The sequence below is a fragment of the Thermopolyspora sp. NPDC052614 genome (assembly GCF_040678635.1).
GTDB lineage: Bacteria > Actinomycetota > Actinomycetes > Streptosporangiales > Streptosporangiaceae > Thermopolyspora.
On sequence record NZ_JBFATZ010000009.1, the window covers coordinates 147393 to 171299 of the forward strand.

Genomic DNA, 23907 nt, shown 5'->3' on the forward strand with positions numbered 1-23907 from the left:
GGTTTCGCCGGGAAATGTGATCTTCGGTCGGCCCGGCGCGCATGGGTCGCGGCGGCGCTGCGTGCGGCGATGGCGACGAGTGCGCGCACGGTTACCCGGATGAGCCCGCGAGCGCCTTCCGCGCGGGACATCCTCGGCTCCTCGCCGGGTGCACGGCGATGTACCTCTCTAGAGAGGTTTGGCCCGAGACGATCATGGCCGCGCTCGGCCCGTGCCGGTTATCAGCGTGCGGCTTACGCCGATTCCTCCCTCGCCGAAATCATTTCCGTCGGCATGAAAAACGCTTTGCGGGCCGACGAGGGTTGCCGTGCGGTGACGGATCACGGCGCTACGTATATCAATGCGGTCTTTGTAGTTCCGCAGGAGAAGGCGAGAAACTTTTCACACACAAGAAATCCGCACGTGGGAGTGTGTGAAACACCGGATGAACGGGGTCATCTTCCGGCTCCTCACGAGGGGGCCGGGCCTTTGGCTTGACGTCGGGGGACGCGAGCAGACAGCCGGCACACCCAAGGAACAGTGTCTACTGGCGATCTTATTGATGTCGCCGAACCAGGCTGTCTCCGTAGAAAAAATCAGCGATCGCATATGGGGAGAGCCCCCGTCCGACACGACCCGCCGAACGATCGACAGATACGTCACGAAGATTCGTCGCCAGTTGCGTCCGCTCGCCGATCGCGTGCGAATCATCGGGAAGCAGGGGACGTACACGATACTGGTCGATCCCGAGAGCATCGACGTGTGCCGATTCAACCGGCTGCATATCGAGGCGGACGCGGCGGCTCAGCAGGATGCCCTGGAACGTGCCATCGAGCTGTATCGAGCGGCCGAGAGCCTTTGCGGCGGCGATCCACTCGCCGGGCTGCCGGGAACGTGGGCCCGGGCGATGGGGCGGGTTCTGGCCGACAAGCTCTTTGAGATCCGCCGAGCACGCATCGCTCTGGAGGTGCGTCTAGGGCGGTATACGAAGGCCCTCAACGAGCTGCCCGGCATGGTCGAGCAGCGCCCGGACGATGAGATTCTCGCCGCTCACCTCATGACGGCTCTGGCCGCGAGCGGTCGGCGGACGGAGGCGCTCGCCGTCTACCGCACGACACGCGCGTACGTCGTCGAGACCACCGGGCTCGAACCTGGACGGCACCTGGTCAAACTGCATCAACGGCTGCTTCGCGCCGACGATGAGCTCACCGATGAACCGCTCGGTGACGTTCCCCGCCTCAATCCGTTCCCCGACGACGTCCCCCACTTCGTCGGGCGGGAACGTGAGATGGAGTTGATCGCCGCCGTACGAGCCGATCGCAAGGGCGCCGGGCTGGTGGTCATCGAAGGGATGCCGGGCGTCGGGAAAACGGCATTGGCGGTGCACGCCGCGCACCACCTCGCGGACGGTTACCCGCAAGGCCGGCTGTACTTGGATCTGAAGGCCCACGACCCGGAGCAGCCGCCACTCGACGCGCGAACGGCGCTCGCCGAACTCCTCCGGATGACCGGCGTTCCGCCGTCCCGGATCCCGGCCACGCTCGACGAGCGTTCGGCGATGTGGCGGAAGCGGGCCGCGACCCTGCGCGCCATCGTGATCCTCGACGACGCGGACGGATTGGAGCACATTCGGCCGCTTCTTCCCGGCGACCCGGACCAGATGAGCGGGCTCATGCTGGTCACCAGTCGCGTCCGGGTGGACCTCATCCCCGGAATGCGGCGCGTTCCCCTTCGAGAGCTCACCGAGCGTGACTCGGCCACGCTGTGGTCGAGGCTGACCGACGACGGCCCGCCTCCCGTCGCGACCCGGCGGATGCTGCGGATCTGTGCCGGGCTCCCGCTCGCCATCCACGAACTGGCGCTGCGGCTACGAGAGCCCGGGGGAAACCCGCTGATCCGGCGGGTCCCCAAGATCACGGAGGCGGTGCGGCTCTCCTACCGTCGCCTGCCCGCCGAGCGGCAACGGGCGTTCCGCCGCCTCGGTCTGTACCCCGGCGAGGATATGACCGTGGACGTGGTGAGCGTGCTCACCGGCATGGCCCGGGACGCTGCGGAGGAACTCGTTGACGCGCTGCTCCGCCGTCACCTGATCGAGGAGGGCGAGCACGGTCGCTACCGGCTCCACCGCCTCGTGCGCGGCGTCGCCCGCGACCTCGCCCGGCAGGACGATCCCGCGCGGGACAATCGCGCCGCCGAACGACGGCTCCTCTGCCACTACATCCAGGCCGTCGACGCCGCCGACCGGGCGCTGTTCCCGAACCGCTGGAAGACGTTCACGGTGCCCGAGAACGACGGCCGGGAACCCCTTGACTCCGCGACCGCGCAGGCGTGGTTCGACGCCGAGTGGCGCAACGTCCTGAAACTGGCGCGGTACGCGGCCGAGCACGAGTGGCAGGCACAGTGCGCCCAGCTCACGCATCTGATGGCCGAGTACCTCGACTTCCAGCATCTGTACGCCGAGGCCGCGCAGGCGCACACGTTGGCCGTGCGGGCGTGCGGCGACACCGGCGACCGTCTGGCGATGGCGCGGGCGGCGCTCGACCTCGGTCTCGTCCGGTTCCGGACCGCGTTCTACGACGAATCGATACACCAGGTCGAGAAGGCACGGGGGATATACGAGGCGCATGGGTGCCTTCGGGAGAAGGCCAAGTGTCTCGAATGGCTGGGCCTGGCCCACTACGGAAAGGACAGGCGCAGGAAGGCGTTGGCCGTCTGGGGGGAGGCGGCGGACATCTACCGGGATCTCGGCGACAAGAAGGGCACCGCCGACGTGCTCCGATATGGGGCGATGGCGAGGTGGGGCCTGGGTCGCTTCGCGGATTCGGATCGGTTGTTCGACGAGGCGCTGCGGATCTATCGGGAGATCGGCGACCGGTACAGCGAAATAAAGACCCTGAACAACAAAGGGCATGTCGCGCAGAGCACGGCACGCCACAGGGAGGCGGACAGGCTGTATCGCCAGGCGCTGGTCATCCTCAAGAACCTGACCGGGCAGGACAATCACGCAATTCTCGACCACAATCAGGGCGATCTACACAAGTACCGGAAGCAGTACGAGACCGCGCTGGAGTGCTACGGGAGGGCCCTCGCGGCGTACCAGGAGTCCGGTGACCGGCAGAACCAGATCGATGTGCTCAACGGGATCGCCGAGGTGTACCTGGACATGGCGCGGCCGGAGGTCGCCTTCCGCCATTTCCAGGAGGCGAAAATCATGGCGGAGGACGTCGGCTGCCGCTCGCAGGAGGCACGCGCGCTCGCGGGGATCGCCGCCACGCGGCGCGACCTGGACCATCACGAATTCGCCCTGAGGCTCTACGACGAGGCGCTCGCGATGGTGAGGGAAATCGATGATCCACTGCAGCAGGCGAAGATCCTCGACGGGCAGGCGCTGACGCTGCTCCGATCCGGTGACCGCGACGGGGCGCGCATGGCCTGGCGTGAGGCGCGCGGGCTGTACGAGGACATGGGCCTGAGTGAGTTCGCCGAGGCGATCACCTTGCACCTGCAGACGCACGGTGGGATTTCTGGGCATGCAGACTGAAACGCCCCTGTTTCGGCCGCCGTAATCGGTGGGCTCGTCGCCGCACAACGTGTTGACCAGGTCTTCGGCGGGAATTCACCCGGCAAAGCGGTTGGCGGCGGCGGGCGGTCGGGGGCAGTCGGGGGGCAGTCGGGGGGGGCGCGGTGCGGGCGGCTGAGGTGGCTGTGGTGGTGGCCGCGGCGCTGCTGATCGTGTCGCAGGCCGTACCGGAGGGGGAGCCGGCGGCGCGGGCGGAGAGGGCGGCGCCGCTGGAGAACGCGGACGGGACGCGGCCGGGGCTGGCGCCCGTTTCGGGGGCGCGGAAGCGGGCGGCGGCGGTGCGGCTCATCAAGCGGGTGCGGGTCGGGGCGATGGGGGCGAAGGCCGGGTATCGCCGTGAGCGGTACGGCGAGAACTGGGCGGACACGGCCAAGGGGGTGCCGTACGCGGGGAACGGGTGCCGGACTCGGGATGATCTGCTGGCCCGGGACGGGGAGGAGATCAGGTATCGGCGGGGGTCGGCGTGTGTGGTCGTGGCGATGATGCTGCGGGATCCGTACACGGGGTGGAGAATCGAGTGGCGGAAGCGGGAGCACGACCGGGTGCAGGTCGATCACGTGGTGCCGCTGTCGTACGGCTGGCGGATGGGGGCGTCGCGGTGGTCGCGGGCGAAACGATTACGGATCGCGAACGATCCGCTGAATCTGATGCCGGTGTACGGGCCGGTCAACGAGGAGAAGGGGGGCGCGGGGCCGGCGACGTGGCTGCCGCCGGACCGCAAGATCCGTTGCGCTTATGTGGTGCGATTCGCCCAGGTAGCGCTAAAGTACGATCTACCGGTGACGAGGGCCGACAAGATCGCCATGCTCGGGCAGTGCCGATGAGGTCGGCGGTGACGAGACGACCGGGCCGGGAGCGGCGGCTCACTTCCGTTGGGCGTCTGTGTCCTTTTACGTCCCGCGAACCCCGCGAGACGCAATAACCTTGCCGTATGCCAAATCGGGGAAAAGTTCCGGCTTGGGCTGGGTCAACGATAGCGAGTCTGCTGGGGGCGGGCGCGGTCGCGGGGCTGCTGGTGGCGGCCATCGCGTTTCCGGCCGTGGGCGGGGCCGGGCTGGGGATCCGGACCGCCGCGAACGAGTTGAACCTGAAGCCGGAAGAGCTGAAGGAACCTCCGCTCGCGGAGAAGACCACGGTTCTGGACGCCAACGGCAACCAGATCGCGCAGTTCTACGAGCAGTACCGCGAGGTGGTGCCACTCAGCAAGGTCGCGGACGTCATGAAGACCGCGATCATCTCGATTGAGGACTACCGCTTCTACCAGCACGGCGCCGTCGACCCCGAGGGCTTGCTGCGCGCGCTCGCCGCGAACCTGCGGTCGGGCGGGGTGAGCCAGGGCGGCTCCAGCATCACCCAGCAGTACGTCAAGCAGGTGCTGCTCAACCAGGCCGAGACCGAGGAAGAGCGCAACAAGGCGATCGCGCCCAGCTACGCGCGCAAGCTCAACGAGCTGCGGTACGCGATGGCGGTCGAGCAGAAGTACACCAAGGACGAGATCCTGGAGAAGTACCTCAACATCGCCTACTTCGGCGCGGGCGCCAACGGCATCGAGGCGGCGGCCAAGCGCTTCTTCGGCAAGTCGGCCTCCGAGCTCGACCTGGCGGAGGCGGCGACGCTGGCGGGAGCCGTACAGGAGCCGATCAGCACGGACCCGGAACTCGGCAAGGCGCATCGCGAGCGGCTGCTGGCACGGCGCAACGTCGTGCTCACCCGCATGCGGGAACTCGGGAAGATCACTCGGGAGCAGGAGGCCGCGGCCAAGGCCCGCAAGCTCGGGTACAAGGGGACGGACCTGCCCGGCGGGTGCGAAGCCAGCAAGTATCCGTACTTCTGCTTGTACGTCCGGTACGAGATCCTGAACAACCCCGAATTCGGCAAGACCCCGAAGAGTCGGCTGCGCTTCCTCAACCGCGGCGGGCTGACGATCAAGACGACGATCGACCCGAAGATGCAGGCGGCGGCGGACAAGGCCATCCGCAAGTTCGTGTACGCCACCGACAAGCCCGTCGCGTCCGAGGCCCTGGTCGAGCCGGGCACGGGGGCGATCAAGGCGATGGCGGCGAGCCGCAAGTACGGCACCAGCAAGCGCAGGAACGAGATGTCGTACAACGTGGTCGCCGACGCCGCGCACGGCGGCGGCACCGGCTTCCAGGCGGGCTCCACGTTCAAGGTATTCACCCTGATCACGGCCCTCAAGGAGGGCATGAAGGTCAACGACGGGCTGAGCACCGGCTCGGGCTACCGGGCGCCCGGCTACTACGCGTTCAAGAACTGCAAGGGCGAGAACATCGGCGACCCGAGCCACACCGTCACCAACGCCGAAGGCGGCGGCGGTGGCTTCCGCACCCTGCAGACGGGCACCTGGGGATCGGTCAACACCTTCTTCATGGCGCTGGAGCAGAAGGTGGGCCTGTGCGACGTCATCCAGACGGCCAAGTCGCTGGGCATCAAGCGCTCCGACGGGCAGAAGCTGCTGGAGTTCTCGACGTTCACGCTCGGCACCAATGAGATGGACCCGGTGACCGTGGCGAGCGCGTACGCGGCGATCGGCGCCCGGGGCAAGTACTGCCAGCCGATGGCGATCACCGAGATCACCGACCGGGACGGCAAGACCACCAAGTACCGTCCCAAGTGCCGGCAGGCGCTCGACCCCGAGGTCGCGGACGCCACCGCGTCCATCCTCCAGGGCGTGTTCACCAAGGGCACGATGCGCGGCGTCGGCGGCATCGGCCGTGACGTAGCGGGCAAGACCGGCACCACCGACGACCAGGCCAGTGCCTGGTTCGCCGGATTCACCCCGAACATCGCCGCCGCGGTGAGCATCGGCGACCCGCGGGGCTCGATCAAGTACAAGCTGAACAACGTCACCATCGGCGGGCGGTACTACCCCTCGGTCTTCGGGGCGACGCTGCCGGGGCCGATCTTCAAGGAGACGATGCTCGCCGCGCTGAAGGGCGTGCCGGCCGAGTCCTTCACGCCGATCAACACGGCCCGGTTCGGCGGCTGCAGCGCGAGCTGCGCCCCCGTCTCCCGAGGCGACGACGGCGGTGACGGCGGTGATGGCGGTGACGGCGGCGGCGACGACCTCGGCGGCGGCGGTGGAAACGACGGCCGCGGCAACGGCGGAGGCGGCGGCAACGGTGGTGGCAACGGCAACGGCAACGGCGGCGGCGGTGGAAACGGCGGCGGCGGTGACGGCGGACCGCGGTTCGAGGAGAACGGCTGATCCCGCCCAGCTTCACGTTTAGGTGCATCCCCGCGCTCAGGCCCACCCCCGAGTGGGCCTGAGCGCCGCCGTGACGTTCTACGGCGACAACAGGCCTGGCAACGCCGTCGTCGCCGCCCCATGCCGCGACGAGCGCGAGCTGTGGAAGAACGAGCTCCGATCCGACTCGGGACCGGGCATCGTCCGCTGCGACGCCCGTGCGGGTCCACCGAGGTCGGGCGGCCGTTCCTGGGGCGACGGTCCGCGCCGTGGGTCGGCACGCCCTGGCCGCGCCTGGAAGGGCGAACCCGGCGCAGCGGCGAGGCGGTCACGGCGCTAGCGGTTCTCGCTCAACCGGGCCAGCCGCCGCAGCGACCACCGCAGGAAGACCGCGCTGATCGGCCCGGCCGCCAGCCAGCCCAGGTGGCCGGCCGGGCCGAACGGCAGGTCCAGGTGCTCCTGCCACCGGATCGTGCTGCCGCCCTGAGGGCGGGGCCGTACCTGGAAGACGCCGGTGCCCCGGACCAGCCGCCCGGTGTGCCGCACCTCCACGATACGCGGCGGATCCCACCGGGTGATCTCCATCGTGTCGAGGAAGCCCAGCGGCCCGACCCCGGTGAACGCGGCCAGGCCGCTGCCCGCGCTGTGCCCGTCCCCGCGCACCACGCGCGCCCGCGTCAGGAACATCCACTCGCCGTGCCGGTCCCAGTCGGTCAGCACGGCGAAGACCCGCTCGGGGGCGGCGTCGGCGTCCACGGTCACAGCGACTTCGGCCATGTCCGCGTCCTTCCCCGTACGCGCCGATCTAGAGCAGCCGGAGCTGGATCTCCCGGGGCTTGCGACGCGGTACGGCCTCGCCGACGACCTGGCAGGCGGCGGTGTCGAGGTCGTTGAGGAACGGAGAGCGGCCGGTGGCGCGGGCGGCGCCCTGGCGGACGCGTTCGGCGGCGTGGCTGATGTAGAGGTGCCGTTCGGCGCGGGTCATGCCGACGAACAGCAGGCGGCGTTCCTCGTTGACGTGGTCCTCCTCAAGGTCCTCGGGCCGGATGCCGGGCGGGCGCAGGGGCAGCAGGCCGTCCTCGCATCCGACCAGGAAGACCACCGGGAACTCCAGGCCCTTGGAGGCGTGCAGCGTCAGCAGGGAGATGCGGTCGGCGCGGGGGTCCCAGGTGTCCACCTCGACGCCGAGGGCCAGCTCGGTGCGGAACCGCTCCATGTCGTCGCCGCAGCGTTCGGCGAGCGGTTTGAGCAGGTCGAGGGCGGTGTTGAGCTGGGCAGGGAGGTCATCGGCCGACTCGTCGTCCGCGGGGCCCGCCGGGAGCCGGTCGAGCAGGGCGTCGGCGGCCACGCGCAGGCGTTTCACGATGGGCACGCCCGCCGTCTCGCCGCTCTCCGGCGCGTACGCCAGCTCGGCGAGGAGCCGCTCGACGCCGGGCCGGTCGGCGAGCCGGTCGTGGGAGCGCTTCTGGAACGGAAGCCCGGCGTTGGTCAGCGCCGCCATCACCGCGCGTGCCTGCCGGTCGGTCCGGTACAGCACGGCGAAGTCTGAGAAGCCGAGGCCGCCCGCGCCGTCGGAGTCCACCCGGCCGCTGTCGAACGAATGGAACGACGCCCCGCCCAGCAACTGCTCGATGGTACGGGCGACGAACGACGCCTCGGCCTGCTCGGTGACCGCCCGGTGCAGCCCCACCGGGACGTCCGGGTGCGCGCCCATCGGGTGGAGTTCGCGGCCGGGGACCAGGGTCGTGGGGGAGATCACCTGGAGGGCGGCGGTGAGGATGGGCGCGGCGGAGCGGTAGTTGCGCGTCAGCCGTACCGTGCGGGCGGTGGGGAAGTCCTGCTGAAAACGCAGGAAGAAGCCGACGTCGGCGCCGCGGAAACGGTAGATCGCCTGGTCGGGGTCGCCGATCGCGGTCAGGTTGCCATCCGGCGGGGCGAGCTGGCGGAGCAGGCGATACTGCTGGTCGTCAACGTCCTGGTACTCGTCGACGGAGATCCACCGGTAGCGGTCCCGGTAGTGCGCGGCCAGGTCCGGGTCGTCCTCCAGCAGGGCGACCGGCAGCGCGATCAGATCGTCGAAGTCGACCAGATCGCGCTGCCGCAGCGTCGCGAGGTAGCGGTCGGCGAGGTCGGGGCGTGCGTCCGGCGTGCCGCCGGTGCGGCGCCAGTTCGACAGGTCGGTGAGCAGGCGACGGGCGGAGCGGTCGTCGCCGGTGAACTCGGCGGCGATGGCGAGTCGCATGGCCTGGTCGGCGATGCCGAAACGGGGGCCGAGTCCCGCGCGCTCGTGCTGCTCGCGCAGGATGCGCACGCCAAGTGAGTGGAAGGTGGCGGTGGTCAGGCGGGGCGCGTGCGCGGGGGCGAGGGCGGCGAGTCGTTCGGCCATCTCCTCAGCGGCCCGGCGCGTGAACGTGATCGCCAGGCAGTGCTCGGGAGGTACGCCGCCCGCAGTGACCAGGTGGGCGAGGCGATGGGTGAGCGTGCGCGTCTTGCCGGTGCCCGGTCCTGCGATGATCAGCAACGGGCCTTCGGTGATCTCGGCCGCCGCGCGCTGCTCGGGGTCGAGGCCGTCGAGCAGCGATGTCGCGGCGGCGGGTACGGCGGGGCTCCCCGCTCGGCTGGACGAGTGGGGTTCCGCGTCTTGGTCCTCGCTGGATGTGGGTGGCCGCCGTGTCGTGTTGGCCGAGGTTTCCGGTTGGCCGGACGTGCGAGATCCCGCGTCTTGGTTCTCGCTGGATGTGGGTGGCCGCCGCGTCGTGTTGAGCGAGCCTTCCGGTTGGCCGGACGCGCGGGACCCCGCGTCTTGGTCCTTGCCGGACGCAGGTGGCCGCCGCGTTGCATCGGCCGAGCTCCCCGGATGGCCGGATGGGCGGGACTCCCCGCCCTGATCCCCATCGGACGCCGGTGGCCGCTGTGTCGCCGGCCGTACGGCGGGATCGTCGGAGCCGTTGATCACGGCCAGAGCTTCGCGGTCGTCCGCCGCGCCGTCACGCGCGGGGGACGCGGCCGGTTGCCCGTCGTTGGAGGCTCCGGCGCGGCCCTTCCGACCCTGCCGGGGGCTGGGCTTGGCCGGGGCGACGGGCAGGTCGAACAGGGAATCGTCGAACAGGGACGGGGTGGCGGCGGCGCTCGCGCGGGCCAACTCGCCCGGCTCGAACAGGCGGATCACGCCGTACTCGCCGTCGTACCCGGCCTCGCGAATCACCTCGCCGCGGCGTAACCGCCGCAGCGCCTCGGCGAGTTGCGGCGAATAGGTCTCGACCTCCTCGACCGGCACATCTTGGAGGATCTTCAGTTCGGGACCGAGCGCGGCGGTGAGCTTGTTGATCTCGCCGACGACCCGCTTGCTCTTCGGCCCGACGCCCAGGATCTCGCTCATGATCTCCGGCAGCGGCACAAGGCTGCGGAAGTCAGCCGCGCCCTCCGGCCGGAAACCCTCGGGCCGGTCGGCCAGCTCCTCCACGCGGCTCAGCACGCCCACCGTGAGCGGTTTGCCGCATTCGGGGCAGAGGCCGTTGTGCGCGCGGGTCTCCTGCGGCTCCATGCGGACATCGCACTTGCGATGCCCGTCGACGTGGTACTTGCCCTCCTCGGGGAAGAACTCCAGCGACCCGGCGTGCCCCTCCCCGGTGCGCAGCGCCCGCAGTACCGCGAAATAGTCCAAATCCGTGTCGAAGAGCGTCGCCTCCCGCCCGAGGATCGGCGGCGAGTGCGCGTCGGAGTTGCTGACCAGGCGGTACCGGTCCAGGCCCGACACCCGCCAGTTCATCGCCGGATCGCTGGACAGGCCGGTCTCCAGCGCGAAGATGTGGTCGGCCAGGTCCACGTAGCACTCTTCGATGGCGTCGAAGCCGGACTTGGAGCCGAAAACGGCGAACCACGGCGTCCACACGTGCGCCGGGACGAGGTAGGAGCCCTCGCCGGACTCCAGCGTGATCTCCAGCAGGTCGCGCGAGTCGAGCCCGAGGATCGGGCGGCCGTCCGACCCCAGGTTGCCGATGCGGCCAAGGCGGGCGTTGAAGCGCTCGGCCTCCTCGAAGCCCGGCACGTACACCAGGTGGTGGACCTTGCGGGTGCGTTCGCCCCGCTTGTAGATCGTCGAGATCTCGACCGAGAGCATGAACCTGACCGGCTCGGCGGCGAGGACCGGCGGCAGCGTACGGGCGATCTCCCGATCCAGGTCGTCGCGCAGCCGGAACAGGCCCGGCTCGGCCGGGACAAGCGTCTCCCGCAGATGGTCAAACCACGCCGGATGGGTGAAATCACCCGTCCCCACGAGCGTGACGCCCTTGCGCCTGGCCCACCAGGTCAGATGTTCCAGATCGCAGTCTTTGCTGCAGGCCCTGGAGTATTTCGAATGAATATGCAGGTCGGCGGTGAAACGCACCCGCGAATTCTGCCACAGCCCGGTCGGTGCGCGCGGCCGAACGATTACCCGGCGGCGTTCCCGCACGTATCCACCGGTTCCGGAATGGCGTCCCGGCCCAGCCGGTAGAGGTGCCAGCCCACGGCGATGAACCAGACAAACAGTAGGAAACCATACACCGAATAGCCCATGCCAATGACGTGCCGGAACAATTCGGACGCGATGCCGAGAACGCCGGTGAGCACGCCCAGGTAGGCGACCCAGGGGGAAGACGCCTTTCAGATCACGTTACAGACCGGCCCCGGAGGGGGTCAGGCCCGGCCGGAGCGTGGCGGGTCGGGTTGCGGGTTGCGCCCGATGTCGTCGTGCCGACTCCTTCAGCGCCGGGTGGTGGCCGCCCGCCTCACTGCTGGGCGCCCGCGAATGCCGGTCGGCGCGTGTGGCCCGGTCCGCCACGTCTGTACGGCCGTCGCCCCCAAGAGAACGTGCCGGGGTGGGGACGCCAGGAGACGAAGGAAGGTCCTTCCTCGGGCCGCTGTTGGTCCCGCTTTGCCTCAGATCGTCTGGTGCTGCTTCTGAGCGGCGTGGCCGCGTTCGGCGAGCCGTACGGCGGGGCCGACGGCCAGGCCCGCGAGCAGGAACAGGGCGCCCAGGACGAGCCAGCCGGGAGTGCCCCAGCCGATCAGCAGGGTGGTCACCAGGACCGGGCCGAGCATGCGGGCGATTTGCGGGGCCATGCCGTAGAAGCCCTGGTACTGGCCCTGCTTGCCGTCCGGGGCGAGGGCGAAGCTCAGCTCCCAGCCGCTCGCCCCCTGCATCATCTCGCCGAACACCTGGATCGCCGCCGCGACGAGCAGGACCGCGATCGCGCCCCAGACGCCGATGTGCCCGCTGGACAGCGCGTACACCAGGCAGGCGATGAGCATGAGCACGCCGCCGCGAGCGCTCGTCCGGGCGGCGGTGCGCAGGTCGGTCACCTGCCGGGCCACTCGGACCTGGAACAGCGCCACGCTCAGCATGTTGACGATGAGCAGGGCGGCGGCCATCGGCTTGGGCGCGTCGGTGTACGTCACGATCCACAGCGGCAGGGCGAGGCTGAGCACCGGCATGTTCAGGTACATGATCGCGTTGAGGAAGGTGATCAGCGCGTACGGCCGGTCCCGCAGCACCGCCAGGCGCGGCCCGCCGTCCTCGGCCGCCGGAACGGGCGGCACCTCGGGCAGCCGCCGCAGCACCAGCGCGGCGGCCAGGAAGCTCGCCGCGTCCATGGCGAAGACGGCGAGGTACGCGGGCGCGGTGTCGACATACAGCGCGAGACCGCCGAGCCCGGCCCCGACCGCGAGGCCCGCGTTCAACGTCGCCTGCAGGTGGGCCCGGGTGCGGGTGCGCAGCTCCGGCGCGACGAGCCCGGCGAGCAGGGCCTGCCGCGCCGAGGTGAGGCCGCCCTGGCAGCACGCGTACAGGCACACCGCGATGACGAACAGCGGGTAGGCGCGCACCCACAGGAAGGTGCTCAACATCGCCGCCGTCGCCAGCGCCAGCGTCAGAGTGGTACGGCGCGGGCCCCATCGGTCGGCCAGATACCCCAGCGGCACCCCGGCGAGCATGCCCGTCGCCCAGCCCACCGTGAGCGCGGCGCCCACCTGCACGGCGGACAGGCCGACGATCCGGGTGAAGAACAGCGCCGAGCAGGCATAGAACGCGCCGTCGCCCAGCGAGTTCGCGAGCTGGGCCGCGGCGAGGACCCGTGGCGGGCCGGCGGGCGGGAGGATCCGAGACATGGGCGTGCTCCGCTCGAGGTCAGGGAAGGGGGGAACCGTGCCGGGGCCGTTCGTCTCCCGGCCGTCAAGACCATTCAACCGTCGCCGTTTGTCCTGCGGAAGCGCCAATTCTCGGGAGAATGCCTGGGCCAATTCGCCCGTCAGTCGGAGAAGCCGTGGACTCCGCGGAGCCGTACGAACCAGGCCGGTGTGATCACGCGTCGGCGTTCCAGTCGGTCGTCGGTGCGGTGGAACAGTACGACCTGGTCGTGGCCGCCCGGACCGATCGGCTGCACGAGCCGCCCGCCGGGCCGGAGCTGCTCGGCCAGCGGCGGCGGCACCGTGGGGTAGGCGGCCGACACGATGATCGCGTCGTACGGCGCGCGCTCCGGCACGCCCGCGCTGCCGTCGCCGACCCGCGACTCCACGTTGCGGACGCCGCGCCGGTCGAGATTGCGCCGCGCCTGCTCGGCCAGATCGGCCCAGATGTCGATGGTCACCACGTCGGCGGCGAGCGCGGCCAGCAACGCGGTCTGGAAGCCCAGGCCCGTGCCGACCTCCAGCACATGCTCGGTGCCGGTCAGCTCCAGGCTCTCGACCATCGCCGCCGACAGCGACGGCTGAGTGGTCACCTGATCGTGCCCGATCGGGATCGGCTGGTCGAAGTAGGCGAGCGAGACGGCGGAGGCGGGCACGAAATCGGCGCGGGGCGTGGCCCGGATCGCTCGCAGCAGGCGCTCGTCGGTGATTCCGGCCTGCCGTACCACCTCGGCCAGGTCGTCGGGGCCGTGCCCGGACTCGTCCACAGGCCGCTCACCCCGCACGCAGGGTCAGCATGTCGTCGGGGCCGAGCGCGACGCGCGAGCCCAGACGCTTCCCGGTCCGGTCGAGCACGGCGGCGAGCCACGCCGCGTCCTCGTGCCCGGCCCGCTCCAGGCGCATCCGGCGGGCACGCAGCGGCGCCATCCGCAGGTCGGCGGGCTCGCCGGGCCGGAGCGTGACGAAATAGAGCAGCCGCAGCTCGTCGCGGTACTCCGCATAGCCCGATATGCCCTCGTAGTCGTCGATGAGGTCGCCGCAGCCGTACAGCACCAGCCCGTTCCGGTACCGCTCCACCGGGCGCGGATGATGTGAGGAATGCCCGTGCACCACATCCACCCCCGAATTGATCAGAATGTGGGCGAAGCGCATCTGGTCGCGGGAGATGTCGTACCCCCAGTTCGACCCCCAGTGCACGGAGGCGATCACCACGTCCCCCGGCCGCTTCGTCCGCCGTACCCGCTCGCCGATCGCCGCCGCCTGCCTCGGCGACGGCTGCGGCACGTAGGCGACCCCCGGCCGGTCGTCCGTCGCCGCCCAGCCCGGCGGGATACCACTGGACGGCATGCCGAAGGAGAACACCAGCACCCGCCCGCCCCCCGGCAGGTCGATGATCGCGGGACGCCAGGCCTCCTCCTCGTCCCGCCCGGCCCCGGCGGTCCGCAGACCCGCTTTCGCCAGCGCGTCGAGCGTCTCCTCCAGGCCGCGCCTGCCGAAGTCGAGGACGTGGTTGTTCGCCAGCACGCACACGTCCGGCCGCGTCACCACCAGGCTCTCCAGATTCTCCGGATTCATCCGATAGTGGACGGCCTTGCCGGGCGCGAAGTCGCCGCTCCGCGTCACCCCGGTCTCCAGATTCACCACCCACGCGTCGGGCGCGGCCTCCTCCAGCACCCGCAGCGCCTCACCCCACGGCCACCGGTAGTCCACCGGCATGGGGATCTCCCCGCTCGCCTCCTCCGCCAGCACCACATAGCTGCGCGCATCCCCGACGTACGGCTCGCGCAACTCCGGATCCCCCGGGTGCGGCAGGATCTGATCGACGCCCCGGCCCAGCATGACGTCGCCACAGAGGGCGAGTTTCAGCAGGTCAGCCCCCATGTCTCCATGCTAGGCCGACCTCGCCGGACCACGCGGAGTGGCCCGTGCCAGCGGAACCGCCGCGCACGCGGTGAGCATGCGTGTGCCGCCGCGCGCAGAAGACTCAGAGCTGTACGAAAGCCGAATCGCTGACAACGCCCTCAACCGTCGGCGCCACCGGCGTCAGCCAGGGGCGCTGGCTCGCCGCGGCCACCGACGCGGCCGCGGGCGGCGGCGTCCGCGGCACGGGCCTCGGGCTCGCCGCGCTCGTCGGCGCTACCGGCGTCGATGAGGCGCGGCGGCAGGTGGATATGTGCCTGGACGCCGGGATCAACCCCATCGACACCGCCGACGTGTACTCCGAGGGCATGTCGGAGGCAACGAGCGAATCACCCTGCCGATTGTCACACCGTGACGCTGAGCATCCTCTCGTCGAGGTTCCGCACATGCGTCGGCGGCCGCCATGTCCTCGGCGGCGTCGCGGGCGGCGTCCTGGCGCGGTCGTACCGGGTGTGCCTCGTCCATGCTGACACGCTGTCGCGGGATAGAGCAGGGCGTAGCGGGCTGAAAGGCGTCAAGGTGACGGAAGTCTGCCCGATCGATCACATCCCGGTGATAGGCGCTGTAGCTGGCGAACACCTCCTCCGACACCAGATTGCGCGCCCGCGTCTGATAGATCCGCGCCAGCACCGCCAGCACGCGGGAGGTGGGCCTGCGCCCGTGGGCCGGCCACGCCTCGAAGTCGTACAGCCGGGCCTCGCGCAGCGACGCCGTACCGGCCGGATCCAGGTCATTGAAGGCGTTGACCACATCGGTGGCGGTACGGCCGTGCGCCAGCCGATAGCACCGCAGCGGGCTGACCTGCTCGACGAGCGCCACCACCTCGGCGATCTGCTCCCAGGTGAACCGCTTGACCCGCAAGGTGTCGCTCCAGGAACGGCAGCGCAGCAGGATCCGAGTGCCCTCGCCGGACATCAACGACCCCCTCCCACCCGCCACGACCGGCGGGATCGAGCCCGCCATGACCAGCGGGAATGAACGGATCGTATATCTCTCGTCACCTTCTGCATGCACGGATCGGAGAATCCGCCGAACCTCCGGGGAGATGTTCACATCGGCCCAAATCGGCGTCCGCGCACTTCATGACCATCGCCGACCGGGGATGTCGGCCCCAGACCGTGGTAGTCCTTCCGCCCGCGTCCGCACGCCACCTTGTGAGTCGGCACCATCCCGCCGACTCCCAAGGAGCGTCCATGACCTCTCTCCCCGCCCGCCCCGACGACGCGCCTTACCGGGCAAGCCTCCCCGAGCCACACCCTGACAACGCGCCCTACCGGGCAGAACTCCCCGAGCCGCGCCCCAACCTCATCTGGGCCGCCGCCCGTCACCCCCGCGACGCCATCACCTGGCGCAAGATCTTCCCCGGCACCACCGAGCACGTGGCCGACGCCCGCCGTCTCGCCGGCCTGTTCCTCAACGACACCCCACACGCCGACGACGCCGCCTGGATCGTCGGCGAACTCGCCGCGAACGCCGTACTCCACAGCGCCTCCGGCGCCCCCGGCGGCCACTACGTCCTCGAACTCCTCCGCACGCCCCGCCTCGCCCGCCTCCTCGTCTGCGACCTCGGCGGCGGCAGCAGACCCACCTTCACCCAGGCCATCACCGCCCCGCCCGCCCTCCCCGAAGGCGGCTACGGTCTGCGCACGATCCTCCGGCTCGCCATCCACGCCGGCGTACGCGGCACCCCCGCCACCGGCCACGCGGTCTGGGCCGACCTCCCCCTGACCTGACCACCGCAACCATGATCAGGTCCCGGTCGGCCCAGGACGCTCTAGCCGGAGATTCGGCGTTTTCGGCTATCCTGAGTCGCGGAAGCGATCGCCGGGGTCCACCCCAACCGATCGACATCCTCGACGAGGCACCTGCCGCGGGTCCCATGGCAAGAACTTCGTCGCACAGGGCAGGGCACGCTCGCTATCCTTGCCCCAAGGGGCGTTAGCTCAATGGTAGAGCTGCAGACTTTTAATCTGTAGGTTCAGGGTTCGAGCCCCTGGCGCCCCACCACCTCAAGCCGCTGAATGCGGCTTTTCGTTGCCCTCTGCGCCTTTTGCGTCACCACGGAGAGCCCTACAGGGGGCGGCCGAGGAGATCGTGCAGAGCCTGCCGGTCATAAAGGCACCAGACCGGAAGCCGGACGGCGTCATGGGGATTTCGCAGAAGTTGGCAACGGCGGAGCATCAGGCGCATGTGCCGTGACTCCTTGCCGGGTCGGGCGGTGTCGGCGTCGGGTCCGTGGTCGAGGAGGACGGCGGTGGTCGTTCCATTGAGCGCGACCAGTGCATCGGCGGTGTGGCCGTGTACGGGCACCTTGAGGTCGACGGTCGCGCCGGGGAGGGACTCGAGGCCGCTCAGCAGACGGGGGAGGAGGGCGGCGTCGCGGGGGTCGCCGGACTCGCCGTCGCTCTGCCGCTCAGCCTGGGCGGCGTGCCAGAGGTGGGCTCCGACGCCGCCGTACTTACGCCAGATGACAGGGTCGCCGACCACGATGAGATGCGAGCGGGCGCGGGTGATGGCGACGTTCCACAGGTTCAATTGGAGGCCAACCCAGTCGATGGTGCCCGGTTCCATTCCGGGGGCGGCGACGAGCGAGAGGATCATCACGTCTCGCTCGCTTCCTTGGAAGGTATGGACGGTGCCCACCTGTACGCGATCCCCGTAGCGAGTTAGGCGCCCGGCAAGCTTGCGTTGCTGGGCGGCGAAAGGAGTGACCACGCCGATCGTCGCCTCTGCGGGGAGGTGCTTGTGCGCGTACTCGACCCAGCCGAGCACCTTATTGATCTCTGCTTCGTTTACCCAGGAGGACCCGGGGATGCGCTGCGCCTGACCGTGCGCCTCCGCCCATATGATCGCGGGCAGGTCCAGCATCGGTCGCGATCGGATGTCGGTGAGCACGATCAGTTGGCCGCCGTAGAACAGGTCGTTGGAGACGGCCGCGATGTCGGGGTGGCACCGGTAGTGCTCGTCGAGCAGGATGCTTCCGCCCGCCGCGTGCTCGGCGGCGTGGAAGGCGGAGTGACGGCGGTAGCCCATTCGGTGCTTCTCCATTACGTCGGCGCGCAGGCCGGCGTCCCTGCGCGCTGACGCCTCGTACTCGCCGGGCAGTTTGGAGATGTGGGTGAGTTGCATGACGTCGCCGATCACCAGTGCCCGGCGGGCGCGGAACAGCAGCGGGATCACCTGCGGGATCGAGCACTGGCTCGCCTCATCAATGATCACCAGATCGAACAGCGCGGGGTTGGGCGGGTATCGGCGCGCGGACAGGCTGGTCACCGCCCAGCCGCGCAAATAGGCGAGCAGCCTCGCCACCTCGCCCCAGTCCGACTCTCTCTGCTGCTGCTTTTGGAGCACCTTGAGGATGCTCTGCCGCCCGCGATGAGCGCCGCTGTTCACGGCGTGTTCGAGCATCCGCGTCGACAGTTCCTGGGCCTGCTCCTCCATCTCGTCGATGTGTGCGGTGAGCCGGACGTCATCGGGCATTTCGCTTAGGCGACGGCGGGACAGGCGCCAGCGGTGCTCGGCGTCGGCGAAGTCGGCGAGAGCCGTACAGGTGGCTGCGGCGTCAGGGTCATCGGCCGGGGTGGGAAGGCCGAGGCGGCGCAGCAGCCTGGTACGGCGCCAAGGGCCGAACAGGCGTGCGGTCGCGGCGCGGCGGGCTCTTCCCCTCCAGTGGACGACGTCGTCGGCGGAGCCGAGTCGCCCGGCGAGCTTGGCGATGGATCCGCCGAGGCGTGCGGCCTGGGACTCCCGCTGCTCTCCCGCCTGGCGCAGCTTGAGATCCAGGCGGCTGATCTCGGACAGTTCCTTACGCCGCGCGAGCAGGTCATCGGTCAGGAGCCTGAGCCGGGTCCTCAAGGTTGTCGCGCTTCCCGGAGGCGGGCCGGCGCGCTTGAGCAGGTCCTGTAGCGCGGGGACCTCCTGCTTCTGCTGGTACTCCCGCGAGCCGGTCCGGATGAGGCTTCCCGGAACCAGTTGCTCGCAACGCTGCCACACCTCGTCCACGGCACGGTTGTTGGTGGAGGCGACGAGCACGCTGCGGCCGTTCGCGACGGCGGTGGCGACCACGTTGGCGACGAGCTGGCTCTTGCCGGTGCCAGGAGGACCGGTGGCGACGGTGAGGCGGCGGCGGAAGACGGAGTCGAGCACGGCGAGTTGCGCGTCGTTGGCGGCGAGGGGCGTGATCGGCTGGATGGCGGGGGGAGCGTCCTGGGGCGGTTCCTCGTGGCCGGGGAGGAGAGCCGCGAGAGCGGTCTCGGGGATTTGTGAAGCCTTGCCGGAGATGTCGGCGAGGTCTTCCAGCAGCCTTTTCGTCGCGATGGCGTCGGGCTTGGCGATGAAGAGCACCTCGGTGTTGCGCGCCCCTTCGGCCGGTGTGCGGATGTCGATGCGAGGGGTCAGGTTCTCCGGACGAAGTTCCTCGATCTGGGGCCGCCCGAGATCGTTGCGGAGCAGGCTGGCCATGTCGGCGGCCATGCGGTCGTGCTGGCCGGCATGCCAGGAGGGTAGGTAGGTCTCGTGGAGCAGGCGAGCCTCGTCCTGGGGCAGGAAGATGCCGGTCAAGCGCTGGTTCGGCGTGACCGGACCGTACGGTTTCAGCCGGATGTCGCCGTTACCGTCCACCACTTCCACCCGCCGGATCAGGAGCGGGGCGAACTGGGGTGTGGTCCTGGCCTGGAGTTCGTTCGGCGGCGTGAACAGGACCACCGGATATCCCGCCCATAGCTCCGCGCCCTCCTTTGCCGCCTTCGCGACGAGAGCGGCGGCACCGGGCGGAACCTCGGCACAGCCGTTCTCATCCAGGTCGCCGGACAGGAAACGTTCGGAGCCGGTGACGCAGGCGTACGTCGTTCCCTCGTCGCGGACCTTCAGCAGCGGAAGGTCCGCTCCGTCGGAGAGCACGCACTGCCGGTAATAGTCGAGCAATCGCTCCCAGGAGGGAGTCGTGGCGGCGGCTTTGGCGGTCACGGACGTGGCAGGGGCGGTGGCCGCGGATTTCGCGGCCTTTGTGATTGGAGCCAGGACGGGGGGACGTCCCTGGGGGCAATCGGCCAGGATGATGCGGGTATTAACGTGCAAGGCCGATTTCACGGGGATCTGACCGTGACGTTGGCGCATCTGCCGGTTGACGTACTCGAAGAGGTCGTCTACGGAGACGTGCCCGCTTCCGTCTTTCGCGGCCTTTCCGCTGAGGAGGGTGCGCACCACCTCGCCCGTGAACAGGGACGGCTGGGGAGCCCCGGGGGTCTGCGGTCCGGCGAAGGAGTCTTCGCCCGCCCCAGAGGAGGAAATTACATAGACTCCTCGCCCTGTCAGCGGCGCGGGCTGCGCGGCGCCTTTGGCGACTCGGTGATCGTGCACGTCGCTGGTGCGCCAGCCGAGGGCGAATCCTCCGCTGCGGCAGCAATCGAGCAATACCACCTTCTGGGCGGCCAGGCAGTTCTCCAGTTGTTCGTTGACGTAGTCGGCACTCACTCCGGTCTCGTCGACCTGGTCGAAATTGGTGTCGGTCGCGACGAAGTAGAACTCGCCGGTCGAACGCGAGAGCCGGGTGCCGTGTCCGGTGACGTACAGCAGGGCGAGTTCATCGGCGTCGAACGATTCCAGGAATTCGGCGATCTCCGCGCGCATGTCGTCGGCGGTCAGATCGGTGAGCACTCGAACCGGCTCGAATCCGCCTATTCTCCGGTTCTCCAGGACCTGCTGCATTTGACTGAGGTCGACCGGGGTGGAGGGCAGCGTCGCGTACCGGCTGTCGCGATGGGATTCCGTGCCGATGAGCAATGCACGTCGACGCGCGGGTCTCATTGATCCTGCGCCTTCGTGTCCTGATCCAGGAACTCATTCAGGAACTCGCGGACCAGTCGCTCCTGACCCGCGTCCGGACGTCCCGTGATCTCAAGCGACCGATCGCCGTCGGTGATGACGACCTTGCGGTGGCGTTCCTTCGCGCACCACTCCCTGATCAAGGTGGTCAGCATCTGAAACGCGGGGCGTGCGGTCGCCGCCGCGAGGGAGACGGCTATGAACAGGTCACCGGTGAGCGCGCCCTTGCGCCCCTCGCCTGGAGGGCCGGCTGATTCGGCGAGTTCCGCGGCGGCTCCGTCGATGACCGAGATGTCCCTGTGCAGCAGACGCGTGAGGCGCTCACGCCGAAGGGTGTCGCCACCCGTGACCACGTCCAACCGCAACGTCACGCCGTTCATCTGGGGCTCCTGGCCGGTCATTCTCGTTCGGGTTGGATTTGCCCGGAAAACACTGCGGGGATTGGCGACAGAGTAGCACTTGGTCATCGTATTGATATGTCGATCGATCACTTCCTTGTGGGCTCCGGAAATCCGTTGGTTTAGTAGTCCGAAACTCGGCGATCGGTTCCATATTGTCCCTAACGCTCATATATCAGGTTATTAGGTCTTCCTGATTTGGTGTCAGAGTGACTAATGTTGTTGGTTGAGAAGATCCTCTGGTGACCGGTCGGCCAGGGAGCCGCCCCGGAGCTTGGCGCCCTGCCGCAGCGCCCGCGTGACCGGCGTACGGTATATGCCCAGGTGAGGGGAAGGATCGGGACTATAACCGCGAAGGCGGGCTGTTGTAGTTGGGGACGGATGCGGTTGTGTGTCACCTTTCGTCGACGCCTGCGGCCGATGGAGGCGACATGGGACACTCGCCGGGCGAGGCGCGTCCAGCATCCGGCGAGGGGGTGGGCATGAGCGACCGACGGGCCGAGCGACGGCCCCCCGAGCTTGATCGGCCGGGCGGTGAGCGAATGCGCATGCTCGCCGCGGCCGGTGACGAACTGCAGGGCGACGAACTGCTGCGCTTGGCGCTTGAGCATGCCGTGGCGGGCCTGGGCGGGCTCGGGGGCATGGTGCATCTGTGCGAGAACGGGCACGCCGTACTGTGCCTGGCCGCCAGCAGCGGGCTTCCTCCCGGTCTTACCCGGGAGTGGCGGCGGATCGGGTGGGATGATCATGCGGCTCCGATGCGCGCGGTGCGCGAGGGCGGGGTCGTGTGGCAGACCGCCGATGGTGGGCCCGACGTTCGATCGGGGAGCGGGTCACGAGCGTGGAACTTTCCCGTCGGCGGCGGCATTCTGGCCGTACCGCTGATCGCGTCGAGCGGGGCGGTGGGGACGCTGTGCGTGCTGACGGCGGGTCCGGGCGAGCCCTCGGCCGAGGGGCGGGCGTTCCTGCGCATGCTGGTCGAATGGCTCGTCGAGCGGCTGGAGGTCTCCGGGGCCCTGGTCGCCGTCGGGCAGAAGGAGGAGATCGCCGCCCGTAGCCGGGGGAAGGCCGGGCGGATGGTGTCCGCGGCCTGGCAGAGCTGGGACAACACGCCTGTCACCAACCAGCCGGCGGTGTCCTGGGCGACGGCGGCCGGCGAGCGGGCCGCGGCCAGGCGGACCGCCCGGATGCGGGAGCTGACCGCGGCGCTCGCTGAGGCGATCACCGTGCAGGATGTCGTGAACGCCGTCGCGGATCGGGTGCTGCCGCCCTTCGGCGCCACCGGCCTGATCATTCTTTTCGTCGAAGGGGACCACCTGCGACCGGCGGGGGCGATCGGATACGACCCGGATTTCATCGACGACATCTGCCACTTTCCGATGACGGACAAGTATCCGATCCCGCTTACCATCCGGGAACGCGCCCCCCTCTTCATCAGCTCGACGGCGGAGTATCTCGGATACTTCCCCCACCTGGCCGATGTGCCGGTGCGTGGGCGCAAGAACGCGTGGGCGCTCCTGCCGCTGATCGTTTCGGGCCATGCCTTCGGCGTCTGTGTCATCTCCTTCGACCAGGCCCGTGAGTTCTCCGGCGAGGAGCGCAGCCTGCTCACCGCGCTGAGCGGGCTGCTCGCCCAGACGCTGGAACGTGCTCGCCTCTTCGACGCCGAGCACAACCGCGCCCAGGAACTCCAGCACGCGTTGCTCCCTCGCACCCTGCCATCGGTGCCTGCCGTCACGGCCGCCGCCCGCTACCTGCCCGCGGGCAAGGACATGGAGGTGGGCGGCGACTGGTACGACGTCATCCCCCTGTCCAGCGAGCGTGTCGCGTTGGTCATCGGGGACGTCATGGGCCACGGCTTCACCGAGGCCGCCATGATGGGGCGGCTGCGTACGGCGGTGCACACCCTGGCCGACCTCGAACTGCCGCCCGACGAACTGCTCACCCACCTCAACGATCTGGTCATCGACCTCGGCGACGACTTCTACGCCACCTGCCTGTACGCCGTCTATGACCCCACCACCCGGGTCTGCGCCTTCTCCACCGCCGGGCACCCGCCGCCGCTCATCGTGCATCCGGACGGCACCGTCCGGGTCGTCCAGGCTCGGCCCAACCCCCTGTTGGGCGCGGCGACCCCGCCCTTCGACGTGGTCGAGACGCAGGTGCCCGAGGGAACCCTCCTGGCCCTCTACACCGACGGCCTGGTCGAAGCCCCCGGCCGGGACATCGACCAGGGCATCGCCTGTCTGGCGGAGATCCTGGCCGACGGCGCTCGCCGTGCGCCGGGTCGGCATCGTGATCCGTCGCGTACGCGCCGGGGCGACGGCGACCCGGCCCGGCAGGACGACTTCCTGGAGTCGCTGTGCGATGCCGTGACCGCCGCCCTGATGCCGCCCGGGCACGCCAGCCCCGACGACGCCGCGCTGCTGGTCGCCCGTACCAACGTGCTCGACGACGACGTCGCCTCCTGGGACCTGCCCGAGGATCCCCGGGCGGCGGGTCAGGCGCGTTCGCTGGTCCGTGAGCAACTGGCGGCCTGGGATCTGGACGGCCTCGCCATGACGACCGAGCTGCTGGTCAGCGAACTGATCGGCAACGTCGTCCGGCACGCCAGAGGGCCCATACAGCTGCGCCTGCTGCGCAGCCGCTGCCTCATCTGCGAGGTCTCCGACGGAAGTCTCACCGTGCCGCGCATCCGCCGCGCCTCCGACACCGACGAGGGCGGGCGGGGACTCCAGCTCGTCGCCGCGCTCTCCCAGCGCTGGGGCACCCGCTACACGGCCACCGGCAAATGCATCTGGACCGAGCAGAGCCTGTCCGCCTTGTGATCGGACGGC

General features: G+C 69.6%; 14 protein-coding genes and 1 tRNA gene. 6 read left to right on the plus strand and 9 right to left on the minus strand.

Features of this window, described 5'->3' with window-relative positions; translation table 11 throughout:
• The first annotated feature begins 424 nt into the window (after positions 1-424).
• The 3 genes from AB0K60_RS20780 to AB0K60_RS20790 all read left to right on the plus strand — a co-directional run bounded on the left by AB0K60_RS20780 (position 425) and on the right by AB0K60_RS20790 (position 6785).
• Positions 425-3520 carry a BTAD domain-containing putative transcriptional regulator gene (locus AB0K60_RS20780; RefSeq protein ID WP_364057172.1) on the plus strand — a complete coding sequence of 1032 codons (3096 nt, stop codon included), beginning with the start codon at positions 425-427 and terminating at the stop codon, positions 3518-3520.
• Positions 3521-3663: 143 nt separating this feature from the next.
• On the plus strand, positions 3664-4383 hold the full coding sequence (locus AB0K60_RS20785; RefSeq protein ID WP_364057175.1) for an HNH endonuclease family protein: 720 nt from the start codon (positions 3664-3666) through the stop codon (positions 4381-4383).
• Between the two features lie 191 nt (positions 4384-4574).
• On the plus strand, positions 4575-6785 hold the full coding sequence (locus tag AB0K60_RS20790; protein ID WP_364057178.1) for a transglycosylase domain-containing protein: 2211 nt from the start codon (positions 4575-4577) through the stop codon (positions 6783-6785).
• Between the two features lie 315 nt (positions 6786-7100).
• On the opposite strand, the gene AB0K60_RS20795 is transcribed toward AB0K60_RS20790, so the two are convergent.
• From AB0K60_RS20795 to AB0K60_RS20825, 7 genes are all read right to left on the minus strand, one after another.
• A complete protein-coding gene (locus AB0K60_RS20795; protein WP_364057181.1) occupies positions 7101-7541 on the minus strand; it encodes an SRPBCC family protein in 441 nt (146 codons plus the stop codon).
• Positions 7542-7569: 28 nt separating this feature from the next.
• Positions 7570-11151: a UvrD-helicase domain-containing protein gene (locus AB0K60_RS20800; RefSeq protein ID WP_364057184.1), complete on the minus strand. Its 3582-nt coding sequence runs from the start codon at positions 11149-11151 to the stop codon at positions 7570-7572.
• Between the two features lie 44 nt (positions 11152-11195).
• A complete protein-coding gene (locus AB0K60_RS20805; protein ID WP_364057187.1) occupies positions 11196-11375 on the minus strand; it encodes a hypothetical protein in 180 nt (59 codons plus the stop codon).
• 309 nt (positions 11376-11684) lie between these two features.
• On the minus strand, positions 11685-12911 hold the full coding sequence (locus AB0K60_RS20810) for an MFS transporter (RefSeq protein WP_364057190.1): 1227 nt from the start codon (positions 12909-12911) through the stop codon (positions 11685-11687).
• A gap of 140 nt (positions 12912-13051) precedes the next feature.
• The gene (locus AB0K60_RS20815) at positions 13052-13714 is read right to left on the minus strand and encodes a protein-L-isoaspartate(D-aspartate) O-methyltransferase (protein WP_364057193.1); all 663 of its coding nucleotides are present in this window, start codon (positions 13712-13714) and stop codon (positions 13052-13054) included.
• On the minus strand, positions 13704-14810 hold the full coding sequence (locus tag AB0K60_RS20820; protein WP_364057196.1) for a CapA family protein: 1107 nt from the start codon (positions 14808-14810) through the stop codon (positions 13704-13706). Before AB0K60_RS20820 ends, AB0K60_RS20815 begins: the two co-directional genes overlap by 11 nt.
• A 309-nt stretch (positions 14811-15119) precedes the next feature.
• Entirely contained in the window at positions 15120-15764 is a 645-nt protein-coding gene (locus AB0K60_RS20825) for a hypothetical protein (protein WP_364057639.1), read from the minus strand.
• A 278-nt stretch (positions 15765-16042) separates the two neighbouring features.
• Between AB0K60_RS20825 and AB0K60_RS20830 the strand changes: the two genes are divergently transcribed.
• Together AB0K60_RS20830 and AB0K60_RS20835 are read left to right on the plus strand one after the other, a co-directional pair.
• The gene (locus AB0K60_RS20830; RefSeq protein ID WP_364057199.1) at positions 16043-16582 is read left to right on the plus strand and encodes an ATP-binding protein; all 540 of its coding nucleotides are present in this window, start codon (positions 16043-16045) and stop codon (positions 16580-16582) included.
• A 199-nt stretch (positions 16583-16781) separates the two neighbouring features.
• Positions 16782-16856, plus strand: a tRNA-Lys gene (locus AB0K60_RS20835).
• Positions 16857-16919: 63 nt separating this feature from the next.
• Here the strand turns inward: AB0K60_RS20835 and AB0K60_RS20840 are convergent.
• Together AB0K60_RS20840 and AB0K60_RS20845 are read right to left on the minus strand one after the other, a co-directional pair.
• Positions 16920-20654 carry an AAA domain-containing protein gene (locus AB0K60_RS20840; RefSeq protein ID WP_364057202.1) on the minus strand — a complete coding sequence of 1245 codons (3735 nt, stop codon included), beginning with the start codon at positions 20652-20654 and terminating at the stop codon, positions 16920-16922.
• Entirely contained in the window at positions 20651-21163 is a 513-nt protein-coding gene (locus AB0K60_RS20845; RefSeq protein ID WP_364057205.1) for a hypothetical protein, read from the minus strand. The genes AB0K60_RS20840 and AB0K60_RS20845 overlap by 4 nt, the downstream gene beginning before the upstream one ends.
• 389 nt (positions 21164-21552) lie before the next feature.
• Between AB0K60_RS20845 and AB0K60_RS20850 the strand changes: the two genes are divergently transcribed.
• Positions 21553-23898: a SpoIIE family protein phosphatase gene (locus tag AB0K60_RS20850; protein WP_364057207.1), complete on the plus strand. Its 2346-nt coding sequence runs from the start codon at positions 21553-21555 to the stop codon at positions 23896-23898.
• The last annotated feature ends 9 nt before the right edge of the window (positions 23899-23907 follow it).